Source organism: Azospirillum sp. TSO5 (assembly GCF_003116065.1).
Lineage (GTDB): Bacteria > Pseudomonadota > Alphaproteobacteria > Azospirillales > Azospirillaceae > Azospirillum.
The window spans coordinates 118,080-141,335 of record NZ_LGQY01000128.1; the positions used below are offsets into that span (position 1 = coordinate 118,080).

A 23,256-nucleotide genomic window follows, 5' to 3' on the forward strand; every position below is an offset into this window, starting at 1 on the left:
TTCCCGTTCCACCGTTGTCAATTTGGCGTCGTCAGCCCGCCCCCTCCCCCGTTTCGCGCGCGGCGGCGCCCAGCACGTCGCGCAGGTTCACCAGCATGCCGGCGGTCGCCCCCCAGATGTAGCGCTGCGGATAGGGGAAGGCATAGAACCAGCGCGGCTTGCCCAGGAATTCGCGGCTGTGGCGCTGCGGGTTGGACGGGTCGAGGATGAAGGACAGCGGCACCTCGAACACCTCCGCCACCTCGGTCGGGTCGGGGGTCAGCATGAAGGGCGGCGTCACCACGCCCACCACCGGCGTCACCCGGAAGCCGGTGCGCGTGACATAGGTGTCCAACCGGCCGACAATCTCGATCCGGCCGCGCTCCAGCCCGATCTCCTCCGCCGTCTCGCGCAGCGCCGTTTCCTCCGGACTGCCGTCCTCCGGCTCCATCCGACCGCCGGGAAAGCTGATCTGGCCGGCATGGGCGCTCAGCGTCGCCGTGCGCTGGGTGAAGATGACGGTGAGTTCCTCCGGCCTGTCGACCAGGGGGACGAGAACCGCCGCCTCGCGCAGAGTCGATGGCGGACCCATTTCCGGATTGAGGTCGTGGTCGCCCCGGATCTTAGCCGCCGCCTTGGGCGAAATCCGGTTCGAATGAACGGCGTTTTCGACGGCCGCGTCGGTGCTCATCGCCGGAAAGCGCCGGCGGACCTCGTCCAGACTCAGTCGCCAGGCAGCTTGCCCAGCGCGAAGAAGACCTTGTTGCTCCATAGACCCACCTCGGACTCGCCGGTTTCGGTGCGGCGCGTCTCGCTGCGCTCCACCATGTCGTAGAACACGGCCCGCAGGATAAGCGCCTCCAGCCGGCTTCTGATTTCGATGTAGGGTGCCGGCTCCCCGGTTTCAGGGTTCACGGCGACGCGGATCGGGTGTTCGGGGCCGGCCTCCACCCAATGGTCCAGGTTGGTGCGGAAGGACAGGACCTGATCGGCCCCGCTGCCCGCCACCGTCATCTCCACCGCGACGAAGGGAGCGTCCTCCACGACGATCTTGCCGCGCTCGACCGGCGTGATCAGCCAGTAATCGCCGTCGTCGTCGCGTTTCAGGACAGTGGAGAACAGCTTCGCCAGTTCGATGCGGCGGATGGGATCGCCATTGTGGAACCAGGTCCCGTCGCGCGCAATGCGGATGTCGTACTGCTCCAGCGTCGGCGTCCGGCCCAGCGCGGCCGGCAGCTCCGGCGGCGTCCCCGAAACGGTTTGTCCATCTGAGCGCTTGTCATTCGCCATCGCGTTACCGACCTTCATGGAGTTGGGAGCCGTTTTGTCCCCGGACAAGCGCATTTTCGCCACACTCGACCGCTAGGTCCACCCCGTTGGTCCTGCGGCCATCCGTCCGGCGGTTCATCCGGTGGCGGAAATCGGAAAATGGGTGTCGACAAGGCGCAGGAACAGGGCCAACCATGCGGATCCCGTGTTTCACGTCACGGCAACCTTACCAAGGGTGGCCGCGACGAAGACACCGACCGGCCCATCATCGGGGAGCAGCAGACCTTGAGCGCACAGGACATCCTGAGGGGGCAGCCTCCCGTGCCGGAGGACCCGCAACGGCTGATGGAGGAGATCGAGGCGCTGGGCGACCGGCTCGCCTCGGTCCGCGACCGCATCGGCCGGGTGATCTTCGGCCAGCATGAGGTGATCGACCGCACCCTGGTCACGCTGCTGGCCGGCGGCCATGTCCTGCTGATCGGCGTTCCCGGCCTCGCCAAGACGCGGCTGGTGGAAACGCTGGGCACCGTGTTGGGCCTCGCCGAAAAGCGCATCCAATGCACGCCCGACCTGATGCCCGCCGACATCCTGGGCTCCGAGGTTCTGGAGGAGGGCGACAACGGCCGACGGTCCTTCCGCTTCCTGCCCGGCCCGGTGTTCAGCCAACTGCTGATGGCGGACGAGATCAACCGCGCCAGCCCGCGCACCCAGTCCGCCCTGCTTCAGGCGATGCAGGAGCACCGGGTGTCGGTGGCTGGCCAGTACCATCCCCTGCCCGAGCCCTTCCACGTCCTGGCGACGCAGAACCCGCTGGAGCAGGAAGGGACATATCCGCTGCCGGAAGCCCAGCTCGACCGCTTCCTGATGCAGATCGACGTCGATTATCCGGACCGCGAGGCCGAGCGGCGGATGATGATCGCCACCACCGGCTCGACCGACGAGCGCGCGGTTACGGTGCTGTCGGCCGCCGATCTTCTGACTGCACAGCGCCTCGTCCGCCGCGTGCCGGTCGGTGAAGGGGTGGTGGACGGCATCCTCGACCTCGTCCGCCGTGGACGGCCGGAGATGTCGGAGCTGTTGGAGGTGCGCCAGCATGTCGCCTGGGGCCCCGGTCCGCGCGCCAGTCAGGCGCTGATGCTGGCCGCCCGCGCCCGCGCGGTGCTGGATGGCCGGCTGTCGCCGTCGCTGGACGATGTGGTGGCGCTCGCCAAGCCGATCCTGAAGCACCGCATGGCGCTGAATTTCGCCGCGCGGGCCGACGGGGTGACGCTGGACGACGTCATCGACCGCCTCTGCGCCCCCCTGATGTGACCCTCCGCAGCGGAGCCGCAATGCCGCGAAGCCCAACCTCCCCGCAACCGGGTCAGCTGTCGAACACCCTGCTGGCGCGCCATCGCGCGGAGGAGCTGGCATCCGCCTTGCCGCCGCTTCTGGTCGCTGCGGAGCGGGTGGCCGCCACCGTCGCCCAGGGCGTCCACGGCCGCCGCCGTGTCGGTCTGGGCGAGACCTTCTGGCAGTTTCGCCGCTACCAGCCGGGCGACGCGCCGTCGATGATCGACTGGCGCCAGTCGGCCAAGACCCAGCCCGTCTATGTCCGCGAGAATGAATGGGAGGCGGCGCAGAGCGTGTGGCTGTGGCGCGACCGCTCCGCCTCGATGGATTTCCGCTCCGCGCCCGGCCTGCCGACCAAGCGCGAGCGGGCCGATCTGCTGACGCTTGCCACCGCCGTCCTGCTGGCCCGTGGCGGTGAGCGGGTGGCGCTGCTGAACAGCGGCGTGCGGCCCGACCATGGCAAGACCGCCATCGACCGCATAGCCCGCCTGATGACCGACCCGCGCGCCGCGGCGGCGCCCGACCCGCTGCCGCGGGTGGAGCCCCTGCCCCGCCATGCCCAGGCGGTTCTGTTCGGCGACCTGCTGTCTCCTCTGCCGGAGATCCACGCCACCGTCGCCGGGCTGACCGGCCGCGGCCTGCGCGGCCATCTGGTCCAGATCCTCGATCCGGCGGAAGAGACGCTGCCCTATGACGGCCGTGTCGATTTCCACGGCATGGAGGGTGAAACGAACCTTCTGGTCCCCCGGGTGGAGGCCGTCCGCGAAGCCTACCGTGAGCGGCTGAAGGCCCAGCAGGACGGGCTGGCGGCACTGGCCCGCACCGCCGGCTGGAGCTTCGCCGTCCACCGCACCGACCGTTCGCCGCAATCCGCGCTGCTCACCCTGTGGGGTGCGATGGCGATGGAGGCGGTGTGACGCGCCGGCCGACCACGTCACCCATATATCCTTTCCCCTCGTGAAGACGCGCCAATGCTGGGTCTAGGACCGATCGCCTTCGCCGCCCCCTGGGTCTTGACCGCACTGGCAGCCCTGCCGGTCCTGTGGTGGCTGCTGCGCGTCACGCCCCCGGCGCCGCGCACCATCCAGTTCCCCGCCATTCGCCTGCTGCGCGATCTGATCGCTCAGGAAGAGACGCCGGCCCGCACGCCCTGGTGGCTGCTGCTGTTGCGGCTGATCGTGGCGGCGCTCATCATCCTGGCGCTGGCCGGGCCGCTGCTGAATCCGCGGGCAGCCCTGCCCGGCGGCGGGCCGCTGTTGCTGGTGGTCGACAATGGCTGGGCCGCCGGACGCGACTGGCCGACCCGCAAGCGCACGATGGACGAGCTAATCGCCCAGGCCGACCGCCAGCAGCGCCCGGTGATCCTGCTGGCCACCGCCCCGCCGGCCGATGGCCAGCCGATCCATGCCAGCGCCATCGTCCCGGCGCAGGAGGCGCGCCGTCTGGCCCAGGCGATGGTCCCCCTGCCCTGGCCGACCGATCGCGCCGCAGCGCTGGAGGCACTCAAGGCGGTGGCGGCGCAGGCCAATGGACGCGGTTCCATCCACGCGGTGTGGCTCAGCGACGGCGTCGGCGACAACCAGGCCGCCGCGCTGGCCGCCGGATTGCAGCGGCTGGGGTCCGCCGACGTCCTCGACGATTCCGCCGAGCATCCGCCGCACCTGCTTCTGCCGCCCGCCAGCGAGGGCACCGCCCTGACCGCCCGTATCGTGCGCGCCGATCCGTCCAAGCCGGAGCCGGTGACCGTCCGCCTCGGCGCCACCGACGGCCGGCTGCTGACCCGCCAGACGGTCGCTTTCGAACCCGGCCAGAAAATGCGCGAGGTGCGGCTGGACGTGCCGACTGAGTTGCGCAACGACGCCGCCAGCCTGCGGGTGGAGGGCGACACCACCGCCGGCGCCACCGTCCTGCTGGATGAACGCTGGCGCCGCCGTCCCGTCGGTCTCGTCTCCGGCCGGTCGGAGGGGGAAAGCCAGCCGCTGCTGTCCGACCTCTATTACCTTGAACGCGCGCTGTCGCCCTACAACGAGGTGCGGCGCGGCGAGACGCTGGACCTGCTGAAACGCGATCTCGCCGTGCTGATCCTATCCGACATCGGCGCCCTGACCGGTACCGAGGTGCAGGACATCGAGGATTGGGTGAAGAAGGGCGGCGTGCTGATCCGCTTCGCCGGCCCGCGTCTGGCCCAGCATGCCGACACACTGGTGCCGGAGCGGCTGCGCATCGGCGACCGCGCTCTGGGTGGCGCCCTCTCCTGGTCGGAGCCGGCCCGGCTGCAGCCCTTCCCGCCCAAATCGCCTTTCGAAGGGCTGACCATCCCGCCCGACGTGCAGGTGAACCGGCAGGTGCTTGCCGAACCCGCCCTGGATCTGGCCGACCGTACCTGGGCGAGGCTGGCCGACGGCACGCCGCTGGTCACCTCGCAGAAGCGCGGCGACGGCTGGGTCGTGCTGGTCCACACCACCGCCAGCCCGGACTGGTCGAACCTGCCGCTGTCCGGGCTGTTCGTCGACATGCTGCGCCGTCTGGTGGCGCTCAGCGGCGGCGTGACGGGAACGGCGGCGACCGCGTCGCTCGATCCGGTGGAGGTGCTGGACGGCACCGGCCGGCTGGTTCCGCCGCCGCCGACCGCCTTCCCGATTCCCGGCAATGCTACCGCCGATGTGATCGGGCCGCGCCACCCGCCGGGCTTCTACGGCACCGACGATGCGCGGCGCGCGCTGAACCTGTCCGCCGCCGTCACCACCCTCTCCCCGCTGCCGCCGATGCCGGCCGGGGTCGGGCGCGACGGCTATGGCGCCCGCGGCGAGGTTCCGCTGAAGCCGTCGCTGCTGGCGGCTGCGCTCGCCCTGCTGTCCATCGACCTGCTGATCGCGCTGGCCCTGCGCGGACTGCTGCGTCCGCCGCGCCTGCGTCGTGGCGCCGGGGGTGCCGCTGCCGGCCTGCTGCTCGCCCTGGCCTTGTCGTCCGCGCCGCAGCCCGCCCACGCGCTCGACCTGGACAAGGCGGTCAAGGTGACGGAGGAGACTTACCTCGCCTATGTCAGGACCGGCGACAGCAGCATCGACGACACCGCCCGCGCCGGGCTGGAAGGGCTGGTCAGCGTGCTCGGCCTGCGCACCGCGGTGGAGGCCGCGGGCGCGGTCGGTGTCGATCCCGAACAGGACGAACTCGCCTTCTATCCCCTGCTCTACTGGCCGGTGTCCGACCGGCAGAAGCCGCTGTCCGATCAGGCACGCCAGCGGGTCAACGAATATATGCGCAACGGCGGCACCATCCTGTTCGACACCCGCGATCAGTCGCCGGGCGGCGGCCCCGCTGTGCTGCAGCGTCTGGTCGACGGGCTGGACATTCCGCCGCTGGCCCCGGTGCCGCAGGATCATGTGCTGCGCAAATCCTTTTACCTTCTGTCCGACTTCCCCGGCCGCTATGCCGGCGGCCAGCTGTGGATCGAAGCGCGGGAGGGGATGGCCAATGACGGCGTTTCCTCCGTCGTCATCGGCGGCAATGACTGGGCGTCGGCCTGGGCGGTCGGCCGCAACGGCCAGCCGCTGTTCGCCGTGATCCCCGGCGGCGAGCGCCAGCGCGAGATGGCCTATCGCTTCGGCGTCAACCTCGTGATGTACGCGCTGACCGGCAACTACAAGGCCGATCAGGTCCATGTGCCCGCCATCCTGGAAAGGCTCGGCCAGTAAATGCCCGTCGATCTGCTCTCCGGACTTTCCGTGGCGCTGGCGCCTCTGCTGCCCTGGCCGGTGCTGGGCGCCCTCATCGGCTTCGCCCTTCTGGTGGTGCTGGTCGCGGCGCTGCGCCGGGCACGTGGCACGTTGCTGCGCCTGCTGGCGGTGGCGGTCCTGGCGCTCGCGCTCATCAACCCCTCGCTGGTCCAGGAGAAGCGCGACCCGATCAAGGACGTCGCCGTCGTGGTGATCGACGATTCGCCGAGTCAGGCGATCGGCGACCGCCGCGCCCGCACCGAACGGGCGGCCGAACAACTGACGGAGCGGCTGAAGCGCTTCGACGACCTGGAGGTGCGCGTCGTCCGCAGCACCGAGGGTGCGGAGAATGGCGGCTCGATCAACGAGACCCACCTGTTCGACGCGCTGAACCGCGCCATGGCCGACGTGCCGCGCCGCCGCATGGCCGGCGCCGTCTTCATCACCGACGGTCAGGTGCACGATGTCCCGCAGGTGCCCGGCAAGCTGGCCGACATCGGCCCGATCCACACCCTGCTGACCGGCGACCGCGATGAGGGCGACCGCCGCATCGCCATCGTGCAGGCGCCGAACTACGGCATCGTCGGCAAGCCGGTGGAACTGACCATCCGCGTCGACGACATGCCCGGCCACCAGTCCGCCGACGCAGCGGTGACCCTACGCCAGGATGGCGGCACGCCGGGCACCATCCGCGTGCCGGTTGGCCGCGACGTGCGCGTCGACCTTCCCGTCACCCATGGCGGGCAGAATGTCCTTGAGCTGGAGGTCGAACCGGCGAAGCAGGAACTGACGCTCGCCAACAACCGCGCGGCGGTCGTGGTCAACGGCGTGCGCGACCGGCTGCGCGTTCTGCTGGTCTCCGGCGAGCCCCATGCCGGGGAGCGCACATGGCGCAACCTGCTGAAGGCCGACCCGGCGGTCGATCTGGTCCACTTCACCATCCTGCGCCCGCCGGAAAAGCAGGACGGCACGCCGATCCGCGAACTGTCGCTGATCGCCTTCCCGATCCGCGAACTGTTCGAGGTGAAGCTGGACGAGTTCGACCTGATCATCTTCGACCGCTACCGCCGCCGTGGCGTGCTGCCACAGATGTATCTGGAGAACATCGCCGACTATGTCCGCAAGGGCGGCGCCCTGTTGGAGACCTCCGGCCAGGGCTATGCCGGCCCGCTATCGCTCTACCGCACGCCGCTTGGCTCGATCCTGCCGGCAGCCCCCAGTGGCCAGACGGTCGACCGTCCCTTCCTGCCGACCGTCACCGACGTCGGCCGCCGCCATCCGGTGACCGCCGGGCTTCCCGGCGACCGGCTGGACGCGCCGCCGACCTGGGGCCGCTGGTTCCATCAGGTCGATGTGACGCCGAACAACGGCACGGTGGTGATGCAGGGCGCCGACAACCGTCCCCTCCTGGTGCTCGACCGCGTCGGCAAGGGCCGGGTGGCCCAGCTCGCCTCCGACCAGATCTGGCTGTGGAGCCGCGGCTTCGAAGGCGGCGGCCCACAGGCGGAGCTTCTGCGCCGCCTCGCCCACTGGCTGATGAAGGAACCGGAGCTGGAGGAGAACGACCTGCGCGCCCATGTCGATGGCAACCGCATCACGGTCGAACGCCGCTCCCTCACCCCCGATCCGCGCTCCGTCACCATCACCGACCCGTCCGACCAGATCAGCACGCTGCAGTTGACCGACGACCGCACCGGCCGCGCCATCGCCACCGTGACCGCCGCCGCACCCGGCATCTACCGCATCTCCGACGGCGAGCGGACGACGCTGGCCGTGGTCGGTGCGGTGAACACGCCGGAACTGGCCGACGTCCGCTCCACCGGCGACCGCATGAAGCCGGTGGCCGAGGCGACCGGCGGCGGCATCCATTGGGTGACCGACACCGACAGCGGCCCCAATCCCGGGATCGATGTGCGCCGCACCCAGCCCGACCGCAGCCAGACCGGCTCCGGCTGGATCGGCCTGCGCGCCAACGGCGATTACACGGTGACCGGAGTGACCGACGTCCCGCTTCTGCCGGTGGGCGCGGTGTTGGCCCTGGTGCTGGGCGGACTGCTGATGGCATGGCGCCGGGAGGGCCGCTGAGCGACCTTCCGAAAGCCTGATTTGGCAGTGAAAATTTTCTGAAAACAGCCTGTTGCGTTCAGCCGGGCTTCCGATTATGGTGCCGCTCCTTCCGGCGATACGAACGATCGCCGCGCCGGTTGGGGCGTCGCCAAGTGGTAAGGCAGCGGTTTTTGGTACCGCCATTCCCAGGTTCGAATCCTGGCGCCCCAGCCAACTTTCCCAGAAAAACAGCCGATTTCCCTACGCCGCGCCGTCCGCCGGATTCAGCAGCATGACCAGCGTGTAGGCGGACCGGTCACCGGGGCGCAGGGTCACCTGTTCCAGCGTCAGGCGGCCATCCAGGGGATGGTTGAAGCGGCGCAGCCCCCCTTCCCGCTCCAGCACGCCATGATCGTCCCACGTCCGGGCGAAGGGCGGGCTCTCCCGCCGCAACCCGTCGACAAGCGCCTGCACCGCCGGGTCTTCGGGATGGCGGGCTGTTTCGGCGCGAAACTCCGCCAGCAGGCGACGGGCGCGGTTGTCCCAATCCAGGATGAAGCCCCGGGCCATGGGGTCGAGGAAGACGTAGCGCAGCAGATTGCGCTCCCCGCCACCTAGTCTTGGGCTCCCCTGCCCCAGCCAGCCGCCGAACAGGCGCTCCGCCGCGGGATTCCAACCGACCGCGGTCCATAGCCGGTCGAGCAGATAGGCCGGCGCGGTCATCGCCTCCAACGCTGCCAGCAACGACGGCGGCGGTCGGTCGGCCGATCCGGCCGCGGGCGCATCCGGGTCGCGCTTGCGCGTCATTTCGAACAGATAGGCCCGTTCCGCCACGGACAGATGCAACGCCTCGGCCAACCGGGCCAGCGCTTGGGGAGAAACCGACATGTCCCTCCCCTGTTCCAGCCAGCTGTACCAGGTCGGGCTGATGCCGCAGAGCTGCGCCAACTCCTCGCGCCGCAGACCGGGTGTGCGGCGGCGGGTCGAGCCTCCCTGCAAACCGGCTTCCGCCGGAGTCAGCCGCTCGCGATGGCGGCGCAGAAAGGCGCCGAGCAGGCGCCGGCGTTCTGCGGACGGATCGGCGGCGGCAGTGATTTCGGAGGTCGCAGAGGTCATGGTGGCAGTGCTTATACCAGGATAACCACCCGCCTTGTACCCGGTTGAAATCGGCGCGACGCTTGCCCCATCAGCCACCCCATCGCAAGGAAGCCCCTCCATGACCCAAAGCCATCATGGCGTCGTCGCCGAGAACTACGGCCCGCGCGCCGACGCCTATGTGTCAAGCGCCGTCCATGCCGGCGGCGCCGACCTCGACCAGATCGAACAGGCTCTGCGCGGCCGATCCGACGCGCGGGTGCTGGATCTGGGCTGCGGTGGCGGCCATGTCAGCTACCGCGCCGCGCCGCATGTGGCGGAGGTCGTGGCCGTCGACCTGACTCCGGAGATGCTGGAGGCGGTGACCCGTACCGCGGCGGAGCGCGGCCTGAGCAACATCGCCACCCGGCAGGCCGCGGCCGAGCGGCTGCCCTTCGAGGACGGCCGGTTCGACGTGGTGCTCTGCCGCTTCACCGCCCACCATTGGCGCGATTTCGAGGCGGGCCTGCGCGAGTCGCGGCGGGTGCTGGCGCCCGGCGGCACCGCGATCTTCATCGACTGCATCGCCCCGGCCGCCGCAGTGCTGGACACCCACCTGCAGGTGGTGGAGGTGCTGCGCGACCCCTCCCACGTCCGCAACTACACGGCGGTGGAGTGGATGGCGGCCCTGGCGCGGGCGGGCTTCGCCGTCCGGTCGCTGACCCCGCGTCGCCTGCGCATGGAGTTCCCGGTCTGGACCGCCCGCACCCGCACGCCCGACCTCCATGCCCAGGCCATCCGTTCGCTCCAGCGCAGCGCGGCGGCCGAGGTCCGCAACCACTTCGACATCACCGATGACGGCAGCTTCCTGCTCGACACGCTGACGCTGGAGGTCGACCCGATTTAGCGGGGCGCGGTTTAGCAAGCCGCCGGAATGGTCCTCTCCCGCCGGTCGAGCGCCCCGCTCGCCAGCGTCAGGACCAGACCACCCAGCACGAACAGTCCACCGACCCAGGGCGTGGCGCCGAGGCCGAGCGGGGAGGACACCACCTGCCCGCCGAAGAAGGCGCCCGCCGCGATGCCCAGGTTGAAGGCGGCGATGTTCAGCGCCGACGCCACGTCGACCGCCCCCGGCGCATGGCGCTGCGCCAGTTGGACGACATAGAGCTGAAGCCCCGGAACATTGGCGAAGGCCAGCGCGCCCATGCCGGCCAGCGTGACCAGCGCCGGGATCTTGGCATCCGCGGTGAAGGAGAAGACGATCAGGACCAGCGCCTGCAGGGCGAACAACCAGGCCAGTGCCCGCACCGGCCTGCGGTTGGCGAGCCGACCGCCGACGAGGTTGCCGACCGCGATGGCGGCACCATACAGCACCAGCACGAGGCTGACGGTGGCGCTGGAGAATCCGGTGATCGTCTCCAGGATCGGCGCAAGGAAGGTGAAGGCGACGAAAGTGCCGCCATAGCCCAGCGCCGTGATCGCGAAGGCCAGTAGAAGGCGCGGCTTCGCCAGTACGCCGACCTGCACCCCCAAACCGGCGGCCGGCGGCTGGCTGAGCCGTGCCGGAACCAGCGCCGCGACGCCCAGCCCGCCGACGACGCCCAGTGCCGACACCGCCAGGAAGGTGGCGCGCCAGCCGAAGGTCTGGCCGATCCAGGTACCGAGCGGAACGCCGGTGACGATGGCGATGGTCAGGCCGGAGAACATCATGGCGATGGCGGACGCGCGTTTGTCCTCCGGTACCAGATCGGCGGCGATGGTCGACCCGACCGAGAAGAAGACGCCATGGGCGAAGGCGCTCAGCACTCGCGCCACCAGCAGCGTCTCGTAATTCGGGCTGACGCCGGCCAGCAGGTTGCCGGCGACGAACACCCCCATCAGCCCGAGCAGCAGCGGCTTGCGCGGCACCCGTCCAGTCAGCGCGGTCAGCACCGGCGCCCCGAATGTGACGCCCAGCGCATAGACGCTGACCACCATGCCGGCCAGCGGCAGGCTGACACCCAGATCATTCGCCACGGTGGGCAGCAGACCGACGACGACGAACTCCGTCGTCCCGATCGCATAGGCGCTGATCGCCAGCGCCAGCAGTGCGAGAGGCATTTCAAAACTCTCCATTCCAAGAAGGACTGTGCTGGGGAGACGATGTGCGCCATAAGGTCGGGAACGGGAATGCCCACGCTGTTCCCATGATTTTGTCATTCAGGGACAAGGTAAGAGCGGAGATGCCGGCATGAGCGATCCACGCGCCTGGGAAATGCGGGTGTTCCTGCGGGTTGCCGCCCGCGGCAGCTTCAGCGCCGCCGGCCGCGATGTCGGGATGACGCCGTCATCCACGGCGAAGTTGATCGGCCGGCTGGAAGAGCGGCTGGGCGTGCGACTGGTCGAACGCTCCACCCGCAAGCTGCGGCTGACCGCTGAAGGGGATCTCTACCGTGAACGTGCGGACGCGCTGCTGGGGGAGATGGACGCACTCGATGCGGAAATCGCCGGCGGTGCCCGCGCGCCGACCGGCCTGATCCGCGCCAATGCCTCGGTTCCGTTCGGCCAGCATTGCCTGCTGCCGCTGCTGCCGGAATTCCTGCGCGACCATCCCGGCATCACGCTGGACGTGACGATGACCGACGAGGTGGTCGACCTCTATGCCGCCCGTGTCGATGTCGCCTTCCGCGCCGGCCCCTTGAGCGATTCGGCACTGCTGGCCCAACGGCTGGGCGTCGTCCGGCGCCGGATCGTCGCCTCGCCCGCCTATCTGGAACGCAAGGGCGTGCCGATGACCGCCGCCGATCTTGAGACGCATGATTGCCTGGGGTTCAACTTCCGCCGCGCCGCAGCCGTCTGGCCGCTAAAGTCCGGCGGCCGTCTGGTCGACCGCGAGGTGCCGACCCGCATCCTGGCGAACAATGGCGAGACGGTGCGCCATATGGCACTGCTCGGCCTGGGGCTGGCGCGGCTGGCCGACTATCACGTCCGCGCCGATCTGCGTGAGGGACGGCTGGTGGCGGTTCTGGACGACGCGCTGGTCGACACCGAGGAGATCCACGCCGTCTATACCGGCCGCGACCGTGCGCCGCGCCGCGTCCGCGCCTTCCTGGACCACATGGCGCCGCGATTGCGGGCGATGCTCGCGGATTGACGGGCCCGAAAAAGAAATCGGCCGGATGACGGGCATCCGGCCGATGGATCCTACCGCTGTGGCGTGGCGCCTCAGAACGGGATTTCGTCGTCGAGATCCTCGTGACGGGGCGGAGCACCGCCGCCGCTGCGACCGCCGCCCGACGAACCGCCGCCGTAGTTGCCGCCACCACCACCATAGCCGCTGCCGCCACCGCTTCCGCCGCCACGCGATTCGTAGCCGCCACCGCCACCGCCGAAGCTGCCGCCGCCGCCCTCTTCACGGGCACCGCCGGTGAAGTCGATCTCGGCCACGCGGACCGACAGGCCGGCGCCGCGGGTGCCGTCGCGCTTCTCATATTCGCGCAGGGTCACCTCGCCCGACACGACGACGCTCTTGCCCTTGGTCAGGTGCGGAGCGAGCGACTCGGCGCGGCGGCCCCAGATCGAACAATCGACCCATTGGGTCGTCTTGCGCTCGCCGAAACCGACATCGTTGGCGACGCGGAAGCCCAGCACCTTCTCGCCGCTCTGGGTCGTGCGCAATTCGCCGTCCGCGCCCAGGCGTCCCGTAAACGTCCAAACATTCATCGCTCGTTGCTCCTAAGCGCGAGTGTCCCAGCATCCATGCCGACCCGTCAGGATGCCCGGCGGAGGCATCCAGATGCCGAGGGTTCCCATTCGCAGGGCCGGCTGTTCAATGGCGACCATCCCCCCGGTCCCGCGCAACGAAGCACGAGGGACCGACGCCGGTCAACCGCCGTCGGATATGCTCCGGCAATGCCCGGACCGGCTCACTCGCCCAGCCGTTCCGCACCAGAACACTCCATGAACAAATATAGCAGAGCAGCAGGCGCCGGAAAACCGATTCCTTCGCCGTAGTGCAGGATTCCTACTGGCCCAAGCGGGACCACCAAAGTCGGCATTCAAGGAAGGCCGGGTTCAACGAAGACGGCGGGCGGCCAGATCCAGGGCGATCTTCAATTGGGCATGGGAAAACGGCTTGTGCACGACGCCGAGCGGATAGGTCTCGGTGATGCGGGCCATGGTGCCATGGTCGCTGTTTCCCGACAGGAAGATGGACCGCAGGCCATGGTCCAGGTTCAGCCGCCGCGCCGTGGCGATGCCGTCCCCGCCGCCGAACCGCACATCGGTCAACGCCAGATCCGGCCGCTCACGTCCGGCCAGTTCCGCCGCCTCGACCTCCGTCCGCGCGACGCCGCAGACGGTGTGGCCCAAATCCGCCACCAGGACGGACAATGCGTCGGAAACGGCGTCGTCATGTTCAAGCACCAGCACGCGAAGCGGCTGCCCGGGCGAACGGACGCGCTGGGGCAAATTCTGCTTGGCGATGGAGTCGATCCTGAGCATGCGACCGACCTCGGGCGTTCCCAGTGTTGCGTATTATGCGGCGAATTTTGGTAAATTTTCATTTACCGATACGCCGTTTGTACTAGAACCAACCCGAATTTGCAAGCTCTATCGTTCAGATCCTGACCTTTTGCGCCCCAACATAGGCGGCCGTCATCGACCCGAGTCGGAACTCGGCCAACAAGGCTCCAGCCATCGAAAAAGGGTCAACGCCCTGCCGGTCCGAGCCAGTCGATACCGCCCGGGGTGCGCTGCCCGCCGCCGTTCGCACGCACCGTCGCGGCGCGCGAAGGCGGCGGCGCCGGCGCCGGTTCACCGGCCAGCCAGGATGCGTGTCGCTCTGACATCGGCGCCTCTGACTTGGGCCCCTCTGCCACAGTGGGCTCAGGTTTGGCTCGAGGCCGGGCGCTCGCCGGTGCAGTCAGGAACGGCTCCGCGACCGGTGCGGGCGAAAGAGGCTCCGGCGGGCGCGGTGCGGCCAGCGCCTGCTGCCCCGCGCGCGCCGGTGGGCTGGTCGGACGCGGCGGCAGCGCATCGAGCTGAACCGGGGCCGGATCCACCTCCATCCTCCCGTCGTCGCCGTCCGATCGGTGGTCGGCATCATCGTCCCAAACCGCTGCGGTCGCCTGACGCAGGCGCGGCGCATCGGCGGCGCCCAGCCAGGACGGGCGTTCGTCGTCCGCCAGCGGTCCGGTCTGGGTGTTGAGCTGCCGCGCCTGCTCGCGAATATCCAACAGGGTGGTGACCGCCAACTGCAGCAGCGGGGCCAGTACCATGGGATCGGCCATTTCCTCCGCGCTCAGCGCGGCGAAGCGGTCGCGCACGATCTCGACCGCGCTTTCTACGCCGTCGCGCAGGGCGCCGGCCTCATGTGCCAGCCGCTCCAAATCCTCGCGCAGGGCGGAGATTTCGCACGCCTGCCGCAACTCGTGGAAGCCGATACCCGCCCCCAGCAGGGGTGCGGATCGCCGGTCCCGTGATGAACCAAAATCGTGAGGCATCTTGGCCTTACCCCGGTTCCAAGCCCAGCCCGATGAAGGCGTCCGGCCGGCATGATGCGGCGGTGCCCCCGTATGGCAACCCGCGCAACCAACGGCCGGTTCCAAAAGCCGACATGATGGCGCGAACTGCCGGAACGTCGGCGAAGTTGCACCAGTCACGGCCCGCCCCTGATCGGGCAACGATGTTTAGCGCCGTTGATGTCGTTTGGAAACCGTTTGCGCGTGATGGCCGCTTGTACTATTTTTTCGGCCCCAGGGGAATGGAATCCTTGCGATCCAACATCCAGGCGCTTCCCCGCCGCCATTTCATCTTGCCGGAATCCCATACGGTGTCGATCGACCGCTCGGAACTTGAACGGCTCCTTGCCGATCGCCCGGCAGGCAACCGCAGCGCCATGCAGGCGGTGCGCGAGAGCTACGCCGACATCGGCCTGATGCGCGAACGCGGCCTGTCCTGGGCCGAGATCTCGGATCTGCTGGCGAAGCTGGGCGTGACCGCCCGCGACAACCAGCCGATTTCGCCCGTCACCCTGCGCTCCGCCTTCTTCCTTGTCGGGAACGAGGGGCGCGGCGAGACTACCGACGACCATGCCGGCGGCTCCGTCATGCCGGCGGAGACGCTGGCCGCCGTTCACGAAGCCGCGCTGTCCGCCGGTTTGAACGACGCGGAGGAGGACGAAGCAGCCGACTCCGATACGGAAGCTGCGGACGAGGCGCCGGTGTCGGCTTCCGAACCGGAACCTGTGGTGGAGGCCGCCGAGGAAGCCGTCCAGGACGCCGCCGCGGATGCCGTGGCGGTGGAGGAGCCGGTAACGGAAGAGCCGGAGCCGGCTGGATCGGAGCCCGATGTCGCCGCATCTGCACCGCAGGCGGACGAGACCGAATCCGAACCAGATCCCGAGCCCGCCCCCCCTGCCCCGGACCTGCTCGCCCCGGCGATCCCGGTTGCCGACGAGGAGCCGGCGGAGGACAGCGGCCCCGACGACAGCGTGTCGCAAGACGTCTCTTCCGACCCCAAGATCTCCAGGCCGGAACCACAGCCGGCCGCCAACCAGACCCCCGCGGCGGCTGCGCGGGACACCGGTTCGCCGGCGTCTCCGCCTGTGCCTCCCACGACGACCCAAGACGAATCAACGAACGCATACTGGAAAGGCGATCGCATGCTGGGCACGATCTTCGTCCTCAATGACCGCGGCGGCGTCGGCAAGACGCTGCTGTCCCATCACCTGATGGCGACCGCCATGCTGGAAGGCCTGCAACTGAAGGTCGTCGAGTACGAGGTGAACGAGCGTCTCGCCCGCCTGTTCGGCCCGGACGTGGTCGAACATCGCCGCATCACCCAGGACTTCATGAACATGATGGGGTCGGGCGACGGCTTCTACGAGTTCTGGGATCTGATCGGTCCGGAGTTGCAGCGCGGCGGCCGTCTGTACGACTTCGGCGGCAACATCTCGCAGTGGTTCTTCAATTGGGCCGAGGTGTCGGGCTTCGACTATTACGTCGGCGACGGCGAACGGCTGACCTTCATGGTTCCGGTGACCGTCGACCTCGCCTCGCTCTCCACCGGCATGACGACGCTGGAACGGGTGGCGACGATCGCCCCGAAGGCCAAGCGCGTCCTCGTCGAAAACGGCTTCTCCGGCCCCTTCTCGCAGCTTGAGGACAGCCAGTACGCCCGCCGCAAGGCCGAGATGGTTGAGCGCGAGGGCCTGCAGGTCATCTCCATGCAGCCCTGCACCGCTCCGGCCTGGGCGCGCCTGACCGGCCACCGCCTGGATCAGGTGGCGACGATGACCCGCGAGGATCTGGTGAAGCTGGGCATGACCCCGCCGGTCGCCTCCCGCTCGCTGATCATCATCCACGAATGGCTGCGCAACATGCGTCAGGCGCTGTCGCCCTACCTGCATGACGCCTTCCGCCAGACCCCGGCCACCGCCAAGGCGCGCTGAGGCTGGACCGACAGGTCAGGTTGTTTTTGTTTCCGGAGGCCCTTCTCCCACCCAGGGAGAAGGGCTTTTCCGTCTCTACGCCGCGCTGCGGGCGGCGCTGGGGCTGTAGAGGTCTTCCTTGACCGGTGCCACCGACCGCACCTGATAGCCGGGACGCGCGCTGAACCGGCGGTTGGCGCGTTCGGCCGCCTCGCGGTCCGATTCCGCCCACACCAGATAATTGCGCCCGCGTGCCCATTCGACCGCCAGCGGGTGGGTGGCGTCGATCTCGCCGATCTGCTGGTTCACCACCGTCACCAGCCATTCCTTGTCGCCGGGATTGCGCCGGTCGGTCAGGACCAGGATCTGCGGGCGGCGCTTCTGCTGCGCTTCGGTCAGGCGCTGCTGCACCTCCACCTGCTTCTTGCGCAGCTCCACGATGTCCCGCGTCAGCTCCTCGATCTCGGCATGGAGATTTTCCTCCTCGCGGTGCAGGCGGTGGATGGTGGCGTCCAGCTTGTCCAGCCTGTTGCGCACGCCGCGCACGCGCTGGCGCGCCTGCGACACCCGCTGTTCCACGGTCATCAGCACATTGCCGAGCCAGGCGCCGATCGCGACGATCGCCAGGACGATGATGAAGTTGATCATCATGTCGCGGCACCGGCCTTGGCGCGAGCGGTGGCGGGCGGCACCGGCACGCCCCCCTTGCCGCCGGTCCTCGCATCCCCCCGCATGAAGGACTTCTGGAACCCCAGCTTGAAGGGGAAGGCGACGTCGCACAACTGCTTCGCCTCGTCAAAGCTGGAGGCCCAGACCTCCGCCACGTTGGCGCAGCGCCAGATCGGGTTCACGGGCCCGCGTTCGCCGGCGGCCCGTGCGGCGGCAGACGCCTTTTCCTGGGTGACGGTGGCGACGAACTTCATCAGGCCGGCCTGCGGGTCGCCGACCTCATGCACGAACAGCGGCGGCTGCTCGGCCAACTCGCGGATCTGCTTCTCCGCCTTGCGGATGTCGCTTTCCAGCCGGCTGCGGTCGGAGGACTGGCTGTTGCGGCGCTGAACCAGCTGATTGACCCGGTTCTGAAGCTCCTGCGATTCCGCATGCAGCACATAGACGCGGTTCTCGATCTGCTCCAGACCGCTGCTCTTTTCCATGATGTTCGGCAGGAAATCCTTCAGCATCATGGCGACCGGGACGGCGGCCAGCATGATGATGACGATGGCGATCAGGAACAGGGTCGTATTCGACATCCGCCCGCCCGTTCTCCTACCAAAGCCCGGCCCAAGGCCGCATCATCCGACGCGGAAGCTGCACCGGCGCAATGGAATGAGGATCACCGAACAATCCAGATCCGTCAACGAATCGTCACGGCTTGGTTCGAAATTCGTCCCAAATGAAACGATTTGCTGCGGTTCAGGACAGCGCCATCTCCGCCACCCGCTTCACCACGTCCCGCACCGGCCCTGGCCGGCGTTCGTCGCCCAGCGTGGTGAACCAGTGTTCCGGCGGATTGCGGCCCGCGGCGCGGCTCCAGGTCAGGCCGCGCAACACCGCCTCCGCCTCCGCCGTCGGCTTGATCGCGGGGTCGATGCCGTTCATCACCGCCCAGATCCCGGCCCAGCAGCGCCCGACCGACCAGGGGTTATAGCCGCCGCCTCCCACCACCAGCACCCGCGGCGCCAGCGGCAGCAGGGCCGCCACCGCATCCCACAGCGCGCGGTTGGACAGCTCCAGCCGGCTCAGCGGGTCTTCGGCCAGCGCGTCGGCACCGGTCTGGATCACCATCGCCTGCGGACAGAAGGCACGGGCCAGCGGCAGCACCGCCACCTCCATCACATACTCCATCTCGCTGTCGTTGAAGCCCGGCGGCACCGGCAGGTTGCGGGCCATCCCGCCGGCGCGATCCTCCGCCTTGCCGGTGTAGGGCCAGCGCCCGTCCTCGTGGATGGAGATCGTCAGAACCCGGTCGTCGTCGGCGAAGGCCTCCTCCACCCCGTCGCCATGGTGGGCGTCGAGATCGACGTAGAGCACCCGCTCCAGCCCATGGTCCAGCAGTTCCAGGATGCCCAGCACCGGCGCGTTGAAATAGCAGAAGCCGCTGGCCCGATCGCGCCGCGCATGGTGGGTCCCTGCCGCCGGGGCATAGACCAGACCCGCCGGCCTGTCGCCCAGGATCCGGGCGGCCTGCAATGCCGATCCGCTGCTGTGGGCGGGCCGCCGGTACATCTCGGCGAAGACCGGATTCTCCAGCTTGCCGAGATTGTGCCGGGCAGCGGTAGCCTCATCCACCCGCTGTTCCACCTCCGCCCGTTTCAGCGCCGCGATGTAATCGGCGCTGTGGAAGCGCGCCAGTTCCCGTTCGCTCGCCACATGGGTGTCGAGATAGACCTCGTCCGGCAGCCAGCCCATGGCACGGCTGAGGTCGATGGCGGTCGAGACGCGCGGGATCGCCAGCGGATGTTTCGGCCCATAGGTCGAGCCGCGATAGATCTCGCCGCCGATGAACAGCGGGGTGCGAAAGGGCGTGGTCAGGGCTGGCACTCCATGATGCCCGCCAGAAACTAGGCGGGGCCACGCTCCGGTCAAGCGCCCGCTTCCAAGGTCGGGATTCCGCTGGCCGGAAGTCCGATCCGGCAATGCTTGCGATCACGGATCGTCCGCGCCTATAGTCGCCGCCTTCACTGGGGGGAGCCGATGGGCGGCTGAGAGGTCCTGTTGCGGGACGACCCCTGGAACCTGATCCGGTTCATGCCGGCGTAGGGATCAGTGATGCGGGACCGCACCCACTCCTTTTCCGCCAGAACGACATGCTTGCGATGACGCCGCTTTCGGTGACGATCTCGCGCGCCCGGCTGACCTATGGCGGCACGCTGCTGTTCTCCGACCTGACGCTGGAACTGCCGGCCGGCCGGACCACCTGCCTGCTGGGACCGAGCGGCGTCGGCAAGACCACCCTGCTGCGCATTCTCGCCGGTCTCGCCGAACCGGAACCGCCGACGCAAGTCGTTACCGGCGATGGGCAACCGCTGGCCGGCCGCATCGCCTACATGGCGCAGCAGGACCTTCTGCTGCCCTGGCTGACCGTCCTCGACAATGTCCTGCTCGGCGACCGGCTGCGCCACCGCCGGCCCGGCCCGGCGCGGGTGGAGCAGGCCCGCGCATTGCTGGACCGCGTCGGTCTGGCGGGGAGGGAACGCGACCGCCCGGCTGCCCTGTCCGGCGGGCAACGGCAGCGGGTGGCGCTGGCCCGCACACTGATGGAGGACAAGCCGCTGGTCCTGATGGACGAGCCCTTCTCCGCGCTCGACGCCATCACCCGGCTGCGGCTGCAGGAAACAGCGGCAGAGACATTGGCCGGCCGCACCGTCCTGATGGTCACCCACGACCCGCTGGAGGCGCTGCGCATCGGCGACCGCCTGCATGTGATGACCGGCCGTCCCGCCGTGATGGGGCCGGCGCTGGAGCCGTCCGGCACCGTGCCGCGCCGCGTCGACGATCCCGGCCTGCTCGCGCATCAGGCCGAGCTGCTGCGGAGGCTGGCGGAATGAAGGCGCTGCTGCGCGCTCTGGTCACGCTGCTGGTGCTGGTCGCCGGCTGGCAGGCGCTGGTCTGGGCCACCGGCCTGCCGCGTTACCTGCTGCCCAGCCCGCTGGCGGTGGCCGACGCGATGCAGAGGCAGGCGCCCCTGTTGCTGACCCACGGCCTGACCACCCTGTCCGAGATCCTGATCGGGCTGGTCGCCGGCGTGGCGTTGGGCGGGGTCAGTGCGTTGCTGCTGGCGCGCTTCCGCACCGCGCGGCGCTGGCTGATGCCGCTGCTGCTGGTCAGCCAGGCGATTCCGGTCTTCGCTCTGGCGCCGCTGTTGGTCCTGTGGCTGGGCTACGGCATGGCATCCAAGATCGCGATGGCGGTGCTGGTGATCTATTTCCCGGTGACGACTGCGCTGTTCGACGGGTTGCGGCGCACCGATCCCGGCTGGCTCGACCTTGCCCGCACCATGGGAGCCTCCCCCGCCGCCATCCTGTGGAGCATCCGCCTGCCGGCCGCCCTGCCCGCCTTCTGGTCCGGCGTGCGTGTCGCCGCCGCGGTGGCGCCGATCGGCGCGGTGATCGGCGAATGGGTGGGGTCTTCCTCCGGCCTCGGCTACCTAATGCTGCACGCCAACGCCCGCATGCAGATCGACCTTCTGTTCGCCGCCGTCCTGGTGCTGGGGCTGTTCGCGGTGACGCTGTACGCCGCCGTCGACGCGCTGGCCCGCCGCGCCCTGCCCTGGCAACCCGATACCCAACCTGCCGAAGACGCCAACCCTTAAGCCGCCAACCCTCGAAGGGGGAGAGACACCCGATGAAGCACCTATTCGCCGCCGGCCTGATGGCCGCCAGCCTGATGACCTCGCTTCCGGCCCTGGCCCAGGACAAGCTGTCCGTGATGCTGGACTGGTTCGTCAACCCCGACCATGCCCCGCTGGTGGTGGCGCAGGAGAAGGGCTTCTTCAAGGATGCCGGGCTGGACGTGACTCTGACCGCTCCGGCCGACCCCAACGATCCGCCGAAGCTGGTCGCCGCCGGCGGCACCGACATCGCCGTCTCCTACCAGCCGCAGCTGATCCTGCAGGTGGACGAGGGGCTGCCGCTGGTCCGCATCGGCACGCTGGTGTCGACGCCGCTGAACTCCGTCGTCGTGCTGCGCGATGGGCCGGTGAAGACGCTGAAGGACCTGAAGGGCCGCAAGGTCGGCTACTCGATCGCCGGCTTCGAGGATGCCCTGCTCGGCGCCATGCTGGAGAAGCAGGGGCTGAGCCTGAAGGACGTCGAACTGGTGAACGTCAACTTCTCGCTTTCGCCGTCGCTGCTGTCGGGACAGGTCGATGCCGTGATCGGCGCCTTCCGCAACTTCGAGCTGAACCAGATGGAGATCGAGAAGCATCCCGGCCGCGCCTTCTACCCGGAAGAGGAGGGCGTCCCTCCCTATGACGAGCTGATCCTGGTCGCCCGCAAGGACAAGGCAAACGACCCGCGCTTCAAGCGCTTCCTGGCGGCAGTGGAACGGGCGACGCTCTACATTCTGAACCATCCGGAGGAATCGCAGGCCGCCTTCGTCAAGGGCCGGCCGGAGCTGAACGACGAACTGAACCGCCGCGCCTGGGCCGACACCCTGCCGCGCTTCTCCCACAGCCCGGCGGCGCTGGATGCCGAACGCTACACCCGCTTCGCCGAGTTCCTGAAGGCGCGCGGCCTGATCAAGACGGTGGCGCCGCTCGACCACTATGCGGTGGTGGTGAAGTAACACCGTCCGCTTGCAGACATTGCCATTCGCCCCGGCGGAGCGTTATCTGAAAGGAAAGCGCTCCGCCGGCCGACTGTCGAGCCGAAGGCGGGCCAAAGCATAAGATTGGGAGACGCGAGGGCATGCCGATCAAGACCATCCTGCTGCACATGGCCAACGACGACGCCTACGCCAGCCGTCTGGCGGTGGCCGCTGCCCTGGCCAAGCGCCTCTCCGCCCATATCCAGGCTCTCTACATCGCCACCCCGGTGTCGATGCCGGCCGGCGCCACCGGCCGCGCCGCTTCCTACGGCTTCATGGCGGAGGCCACCGCCATCGCCCACGAGAATGCCGAACGCATCGAGCGCGAGGTGCGTCAGGCGCTCGACGGCCTGTCCTTCGACTGGACGATCGAGGAGGGCGATCACGTCGATCTGCTGGCGGAGCGGGCCTCCTACGCCGATCTGGTCGTGGTGGCGCAGTCGGCCGCGGTTCGGGCGGGCGAACGGGTGTCGCTGCACCATATCCCCGACCGTCTGCCGCTGGAGACCCCCACCCCGGTGCTGGTTCTGCCGCCGAAGCAGCCGGCCGCGGCCCCGATCGGCCGCCATGTGCTGGTCGCCTGGAAGAACAGCCCGGAATCGGCCCGCGCCGTCCGCGCCGCCATGCCTTTCCTCGAAGCGGCGGATTCCGTCACCGTCCTGTCGGTCGAGCCGCCGGGCCAGCACAGCAACGATGCCGCCGATCTGGTCGACTGGCTGCACCGCCACTGCATCGCCGCCCGCCCGCAGTCGGTCATCGCGTCGGGCGGCGAGGTCGGCGACATGATCCTGTCCTGCTGCAGCGACCAGGGTGCCGACCTGCTGGTGATGGGCGCCTATGGCCATTCCCGTCTGCGCGAACTGGTACTGGGCGGCGCGACCCGCACAGTGCTGGATGGGCTGACCCTGCCGGCACTGCTGACGCATTGAGCTGTTGCAGGGAGGGGTGTGCGGCGTATCCCTCCCCCTCTTCGAGGGAGAGGGGATTGAATGCTTGTCAGCCTGACGCTCTGCAAAGGATAGGCGGAGTTCCCTCTCCCGCAAAGCTCTCGCACAAAGCTTCGCTTTGTGCTGACGCGGCAGGCGGACCGTAGGTCCGCTGAGAGCGGGGGAGGGTTAGGGA

21 protein-coding genes, 1 tRNA gene and 1 riboswitch are annotated in these 23,256 nt (G+C 69.0%); of the genes, 12 read left to right on the top strand and 10 right to left on the bottom strand.

Annotated features, from left to right (window positions below; all coding sequences use genetic code 11):
- Positions 1 to 31: 31 nt before the first annotated feature.
- Positions 32 to 670: a CoA pyrophosphatase gene (locus TSO5_RS27660; protein ID WP_109154622.1), complete on the bottom strand. Its 639-nt coding sequence runs from the start codon at positions 668 to 670 to the stop codon at positions 32 to 34.
- 32 nt (positions 671 to 702) lie between these two features.
- Entirely contained in the window at positions 703 to 1,269 is a 567-nt protein-coding gene (locus TSO5_RS27665) for a DUF1285 domain-containing protein (protein ID WP_109154648.1), read from the bottom strand.
- Between the two features lie 324 nt (positions 1,270 to 1,593).
- Between TSO5_RS27665 and TSO5_RS27670 the strand changes: the two genes are divergently transcribed.
- The 5 genes from TSO5_RS27670 (at position 1,594) to TSO5_RS27690 (ending at position 8,576) form a co-directional block, all read left to right on the top strand.
- Entirely contained in the window at positions 1,594 to 2,559 is a 966-nt protein-coding gene (locus TSO5_RS27670; RefSeq protein ID WP_199231039.1) for a MoxR family ATPase, read from the top strand.
- Between the two features lie 20 nt (positions 2,560 to 2,579).
- On the top strand, positions 2,580 to 3,497 hold the full coding sequence (locus tag TSO5_RS27675) for a DUF58 domain-containing protein (protein WP_109154623.1): 918 nt from the start codon (positions 2,580 to 2,582) through the stop codon (positions 3,495 to 3,497).
- Between the two features lie 54 nt (positions 3,498 to 3,551).
- The gene (locus tag TSO5_RS27680; protein ID WP_109154624.1) at positions 3,552 to 6,275 is read left to right on the top strand and encodes a DUF4159 domain-containing protein; all 2,724 of its coding nucleotides are present in this window, start codon (positions 3,552 to 3,554) and stop codon (positions 6,273 to 6,275) included.
- Complete coding sequence (locus tag TSO5_RS27685; protein ID WP_109154625.1) at positions 6,276 to 8,381, top strand: glutamine amidotransferase; 2,106 nt, start codon at positions 6,276 to 6,278, stop codon at positions 8,379 to 8,381. It begins immediately after the preceding gene.
- A 120-nt stretch (positions 8,382 to 8,501) separates the two neighbouring features.
- Positions 8,502 to 8,576: transfer RNA gene (locus TSO5_RS27690), tRNA-Gln, on the top strand.
- Positions 8,577 to 8,603: 27 nt separating this feature from the next.
- Here the strand turns inward: TSO5_RS27690 and TSO5_RS27695 are convergent.
- The gene (locus TSO5_RS27695) at positions 8,604 to 9,458 is read right to left on the bottom strand and encodes a helix-turn-helix transcriptional regulator (RefSeq protein ID WP_109154626.1); all 855 of its coding nucleotides are present in this window, start codon (positions 9,456 to 9,458) and stop codon (positions 8,604 to 8,606) included.
- 100 nt (positions 9,459 to 9,558) lie between these two features.
- Between TSO5_RS27695 and TSO5_RS27700 the strand changes: the two genes are divergently transcribed.
- Positions 9,559 to 10,323 (top strand): class I SAM-dependent methyltransferase, encoded by a 765-nt coding sequence (locus tag TSO5_RS27700; RefSeq protein ID WP_109154627.1) that lies wholly within the window; start codon positions 9,559 to 9,561, stop codon positions 10,321 to 10,323.
- Between the two features lie 11 nt (positions 10,324 to 10,334).
- Here the strand turns inward: TSO5_RS27700 and TSO5_RS27705 are convergent, their stop codons facing one another.
- Positions 10,335 to 11,516 carry an MFS transporter gene (locus TSO5_RS27705; protein WP_109154628.1) on the bottom strand — a complete coding sequence of 394 codons (1,182 nt, stop codon included), beginning with the start codon at positions 11,514 to 11,516 and terminating at the stop codon, positions 10,335 to 10,337.
- Between the two features lie 130 nt (positions 11,517 to 11,646).
- On the opposite strand from TSO5_RS27705, the gene TSO5_RS27710 reads away from it, so the two are divergent.
- Entirely contained in the window at positions 11,647 to 12,549 is a 903-nt protein-coding gene (locus TSO5_RS27710) for a LysR substrate-binding domain-containing protein (RefSeq protein ID WP_109154629.1), read from the top strand.
- 71 nt (positions 12,550 to 12,620) lie between these two features.
- On the opposite strand, the gene TSO5_RS27715 is transcribed toward TSO5_RS27710, so the two are convergent.
- From TSO5_RS27715 to TSO5_RS27725, 3 genes are all read right to left on the bottom strand, one after another.
- Positions 12,621 to 13,118 (bottom strand): single-stranded DNA-binding protein, encoded by a 498-nt coding sequence (locus TSO5_RS27715; protein ID WP_109154630.1) that lies wholly within the window; start codon positions 13,116 to 13,118, stop codon positions 12,621 to 12,623.
- A 351-nt stretch (positions 13,119 to 13,469) separates the two neighbouring features.
- A complete protein-coding gene (locus TSO5_RS27720; RefSeq protein WP_109154631.1) occupies positions 13,470 to 13,898 on the bottom strand; it encodes a response regulator in 429 nt (142 codons plus the stop codon).
- A 206-nt stretch (positions 13,899 to 14,104) separates the two neighbouring features.
- Complete coding sequence (locus tag TSO5_RS27725; RefSeq protein ID WP_109154632.1) at positions 14,105 to 14,899, bottom strand: hypothetical protein; 795 nt, start codon at positions 14,897 to 14,899, stop codon at positions 14,105 to 14,107.
- Between the two features lie 269 nt (positions 14,900 to 15,168).
- On the opposite strand from TSO5_RS27725, the gene TSO5_RS27730 reads away from it, so the two are divergent.
- Positions 15,169 to 16,848, top strand: coding sequence for a hypothetical protein (locus TSO5_RS27730; RefSeq protein WP_247870995.1), 1,680 nt, complete (start codon positions 15,169 to 15,171; stop codon positions 16,846 to 16,848).
- A 75-nt stretch (positions 16,849 to 16,923) separates the two neighbouring features.
- Here the strand turns inward: TSO5_RS27730 and TSO5_RS27735 are convergent, their stop codons facing one another.
- From TSO5_RS27735 to TSO5_RS27745, 3 genes are all read right to left on the bottom strand, one after another.
- Positions 16,924 to 17,478 (bottom strand): hypothetical protein, encoded by a 555-nt coding sequence (locus TSO5_RS27735; protein WP_109154633.1) that lies wholly within the window; start codon positions 17,476 to 17,478, stop codon positions 16,924 to 16,926.
- Positions 17,475 to 18,077, bottom strand: coding sequence for a hypothetical protein (locus tag TSO5_RS27740; RefSeq protein ID WP_109154634.1), 603 nt, complete (start codon positions 18,075 to 18,077; stop codon positions 17,475 to 17,477). Before TSO5_RS27740 ends, TSO5_RS27735 begins: the two co-directional genes overlap by 4 nt.
- Before the next feature lie 163 nt (positions 18,078 to 18,240).
- Positions 18,241 to 19,368 carry an acetoin utilization protein AcuC gene (locus tag TSO5_RS27745; protein WP_247870996.1) on the bottom strand — a complete coding sequence of 376 codons (1,128 nt, stop codon included), beginning with the start codon at positions 19,366 to 19,368 and terminating at the stop codon, positions 18,241 to 18,243.
- 133 nt (positions 19,369 to 19,501) lie between these two features.
- Positions 19,502 to 19,608, top strand: a riboswitch (TPP riboswitch).
- A gap of 35 nt (positions 19,609 to 19,643) precedes the next feature.
- Between TSO5_RS27745 and TSO5_RS27750 the strand changes: the two genes are divergently transcribed.
- The 4 genes from TSO5_RS27750 (at position 19,644) to TSO5_RS27765 (ending at position 23,063) form a co-directional block, all read left to right on the top strand.
- A complete protein-coding gene (locus tag TSO5_RS27750) occupies positions 19,644 to 20,375 on the top strand; it encodes an ABC transporter ATP-binding protein (RefSeq protein WP_247870997.1) in 732 nt (243 codons plus the stop codon).
- Positions 20,372 to 21,139 carry an ABC transporter permease gene (locus tag TSO5_RS27755; protein ID WP_109154637.1) on the top strand — a complete coding sequence of 256 codons (768 nt, stop codon included), beginning with the start codon at positions 20,372 to 20,374 and terminating at the stop codon, positions 21,137 to 21,139. Before TSO5_RS27750 ends, TSO5_RS27755 begins: the two co-directional genes overlap by 4 nt.
- Before the next feature lie 32 nt (positions 21,140 to 21,171).
- Positions 21,172 to 22,113, top strand: coding sequence for an ABC transporter substrate-binding protein (locus tag TSO5_RS27760; protein WP_109154638.1), 942 nt, complete (start codon positions 21,172 to 21,174; stop codon positions 22,111 to 22,113).
- Positions 22,114 to 22,235: 122 nt separating this feature from the next.
- Positions 22,236 to 23,063, top strand: coding sequence for a universal stress protein (locus tag TSO5_RS27765; protein WP_109154639.1), 828 nt, complete (start codon positions 22,236 to 22,238; stop codon positions 23,061 to 23,063).
- Positions 23,064 to 23,256 lie beyond the last annotated feature (193 nt).

Bases quoted from the DNA above. Each gene is read 5' to 3' on its own strand.
- TSO5_RS27660 (WP_109154622.1), bottom strand. From the start codon at position 670: ATGAGCACCGACGCGGCCGTCGAAAACGCCGTTCATTCGAACCGGATT.
- TSO5_RS27665 (WP_109154648.1), bottom strand. From the start codon at position 1,269: ATGGCGAATGACAAGCGCTCAGATGGACAAACCGTTTCGGGGACGCCG.
- TSO5_RS27670 (WP_199231039.1), top strand. From the start codon at position 1,594: ATGGAGGAGATCGAGGCGCTGGGCGACCGGCTCGCCTCGGTCCGCGAC.
- TSO5_RS27675 (WP_109154623.1), top strand. From the start codon at position 2,580: ATGCCGCGAAGCCCAACCTCCCCGCAACCGGGTCAGCTGTCGAACACC.
- TSO5_RS27680 (WP_109154624.1), top strand. From the start codon at position 3,552: ATGCTGGGTCTAGGACCGATCGCCTTCGCCGCCCCCTGGGTCTTGACC.
- TSO5_RS27685 (WP_109154625.1), top strand. From the start codon at position 6,276: ATGCCCGTCGATCTGCTCTCCGGACTTTCCGTGGCGCTGGCGCCTCTG.
- TSO5_RS27695 (WP_109154626.1), bottom strand. From the start codon at position 9,458: ATGACCTCTGCGACCTCCGAAATCACTGCCGCCGCCGATCCGTCCGCA.
- TSO5_RS27700 (WP_109154627.1), top strand. From the start codon at position 9,559: ATGACCCAAAGCCATCATGGCGTCGTCGCCGAGAACTACGGCCCGCGC.
- TSO5_RS27705 (WP_109154628.1), bottom strand. From the start codon at position 11,516: ATGCCTCTCGCACTGCTGGCGCTGGCGATCAGCGCCTATGCGATCGGG.
- TSO5_RS27710 (WP_109154629.1), top strand. From the start codon at position 11,647: ATGAGCGATCCACGCGCCTGGGAAATGCGGGTGTTCCTGCGGGTTGCC.
- TSO5_RS27715 (WP_109154630.1), bottom strand. From the start codon at position 13,118: ATGAATGTTTGGACGTTTACGGGACGCCTGGGCGCGGACGGCGAATTG.
- TSO5_RS27720 (WP_109154631.1), bottom strand. From the start codon at position 13,898: ATGCTCAGGATCGACTCCATCGCCAAGCAGAATTTGCCCCAGCGCGTC.
- TSO5_RS27725 (WP_109154632.1), bottom strand. From the start codon at position 14,899: ATGCCTCACGATTTTGGTTCATCACGGGACCGGCGATCCGCACCCCTG.
- TSO5_RS27735 (WP_109154633.1), bottom strand. From the start codon at position 17,478: ATGATGATCAACTTCATCATCGTCCTGGCGATCGTCGCGATCGGCGCC.
- TSO5_RS27740 (WP_109154634.1), bottom strand. From the start codon at position 18,077: ATGTCGAATACGACCCTGTTCCTGATCGCCATCGTCATCATCATGCTG.
- TSO5_RS27750 (WP_247870997.1), top strand. From the start codon at position 19,644: ATGACGCCGCTTTCGGTGACGATCTCGCGCGCCCGGCTGACCTATGGC.
- TSO5_RS27755 (WP_109154637.1), top strand. From the start codon at position 20,372: ATGAAGGCGCTGCTGCGCGCTCTGGTCACGCTGCTGGTGCTGGTCGCC.
- TSO5_RS27760 (WP_109154638.1), top strand. From the start codon at position 21,172: ATGAAGCACCTATTCGCCGCCGGCCTGATGGCCGCCAGCCTGATGACC.
- TSO5_RS27765 (WP_109154639.1), top strand. From the start codon at position 22,236: ATGCCGATCAAGACCATCCTGCTGCACATGGCCAACGACGACGCCTAC.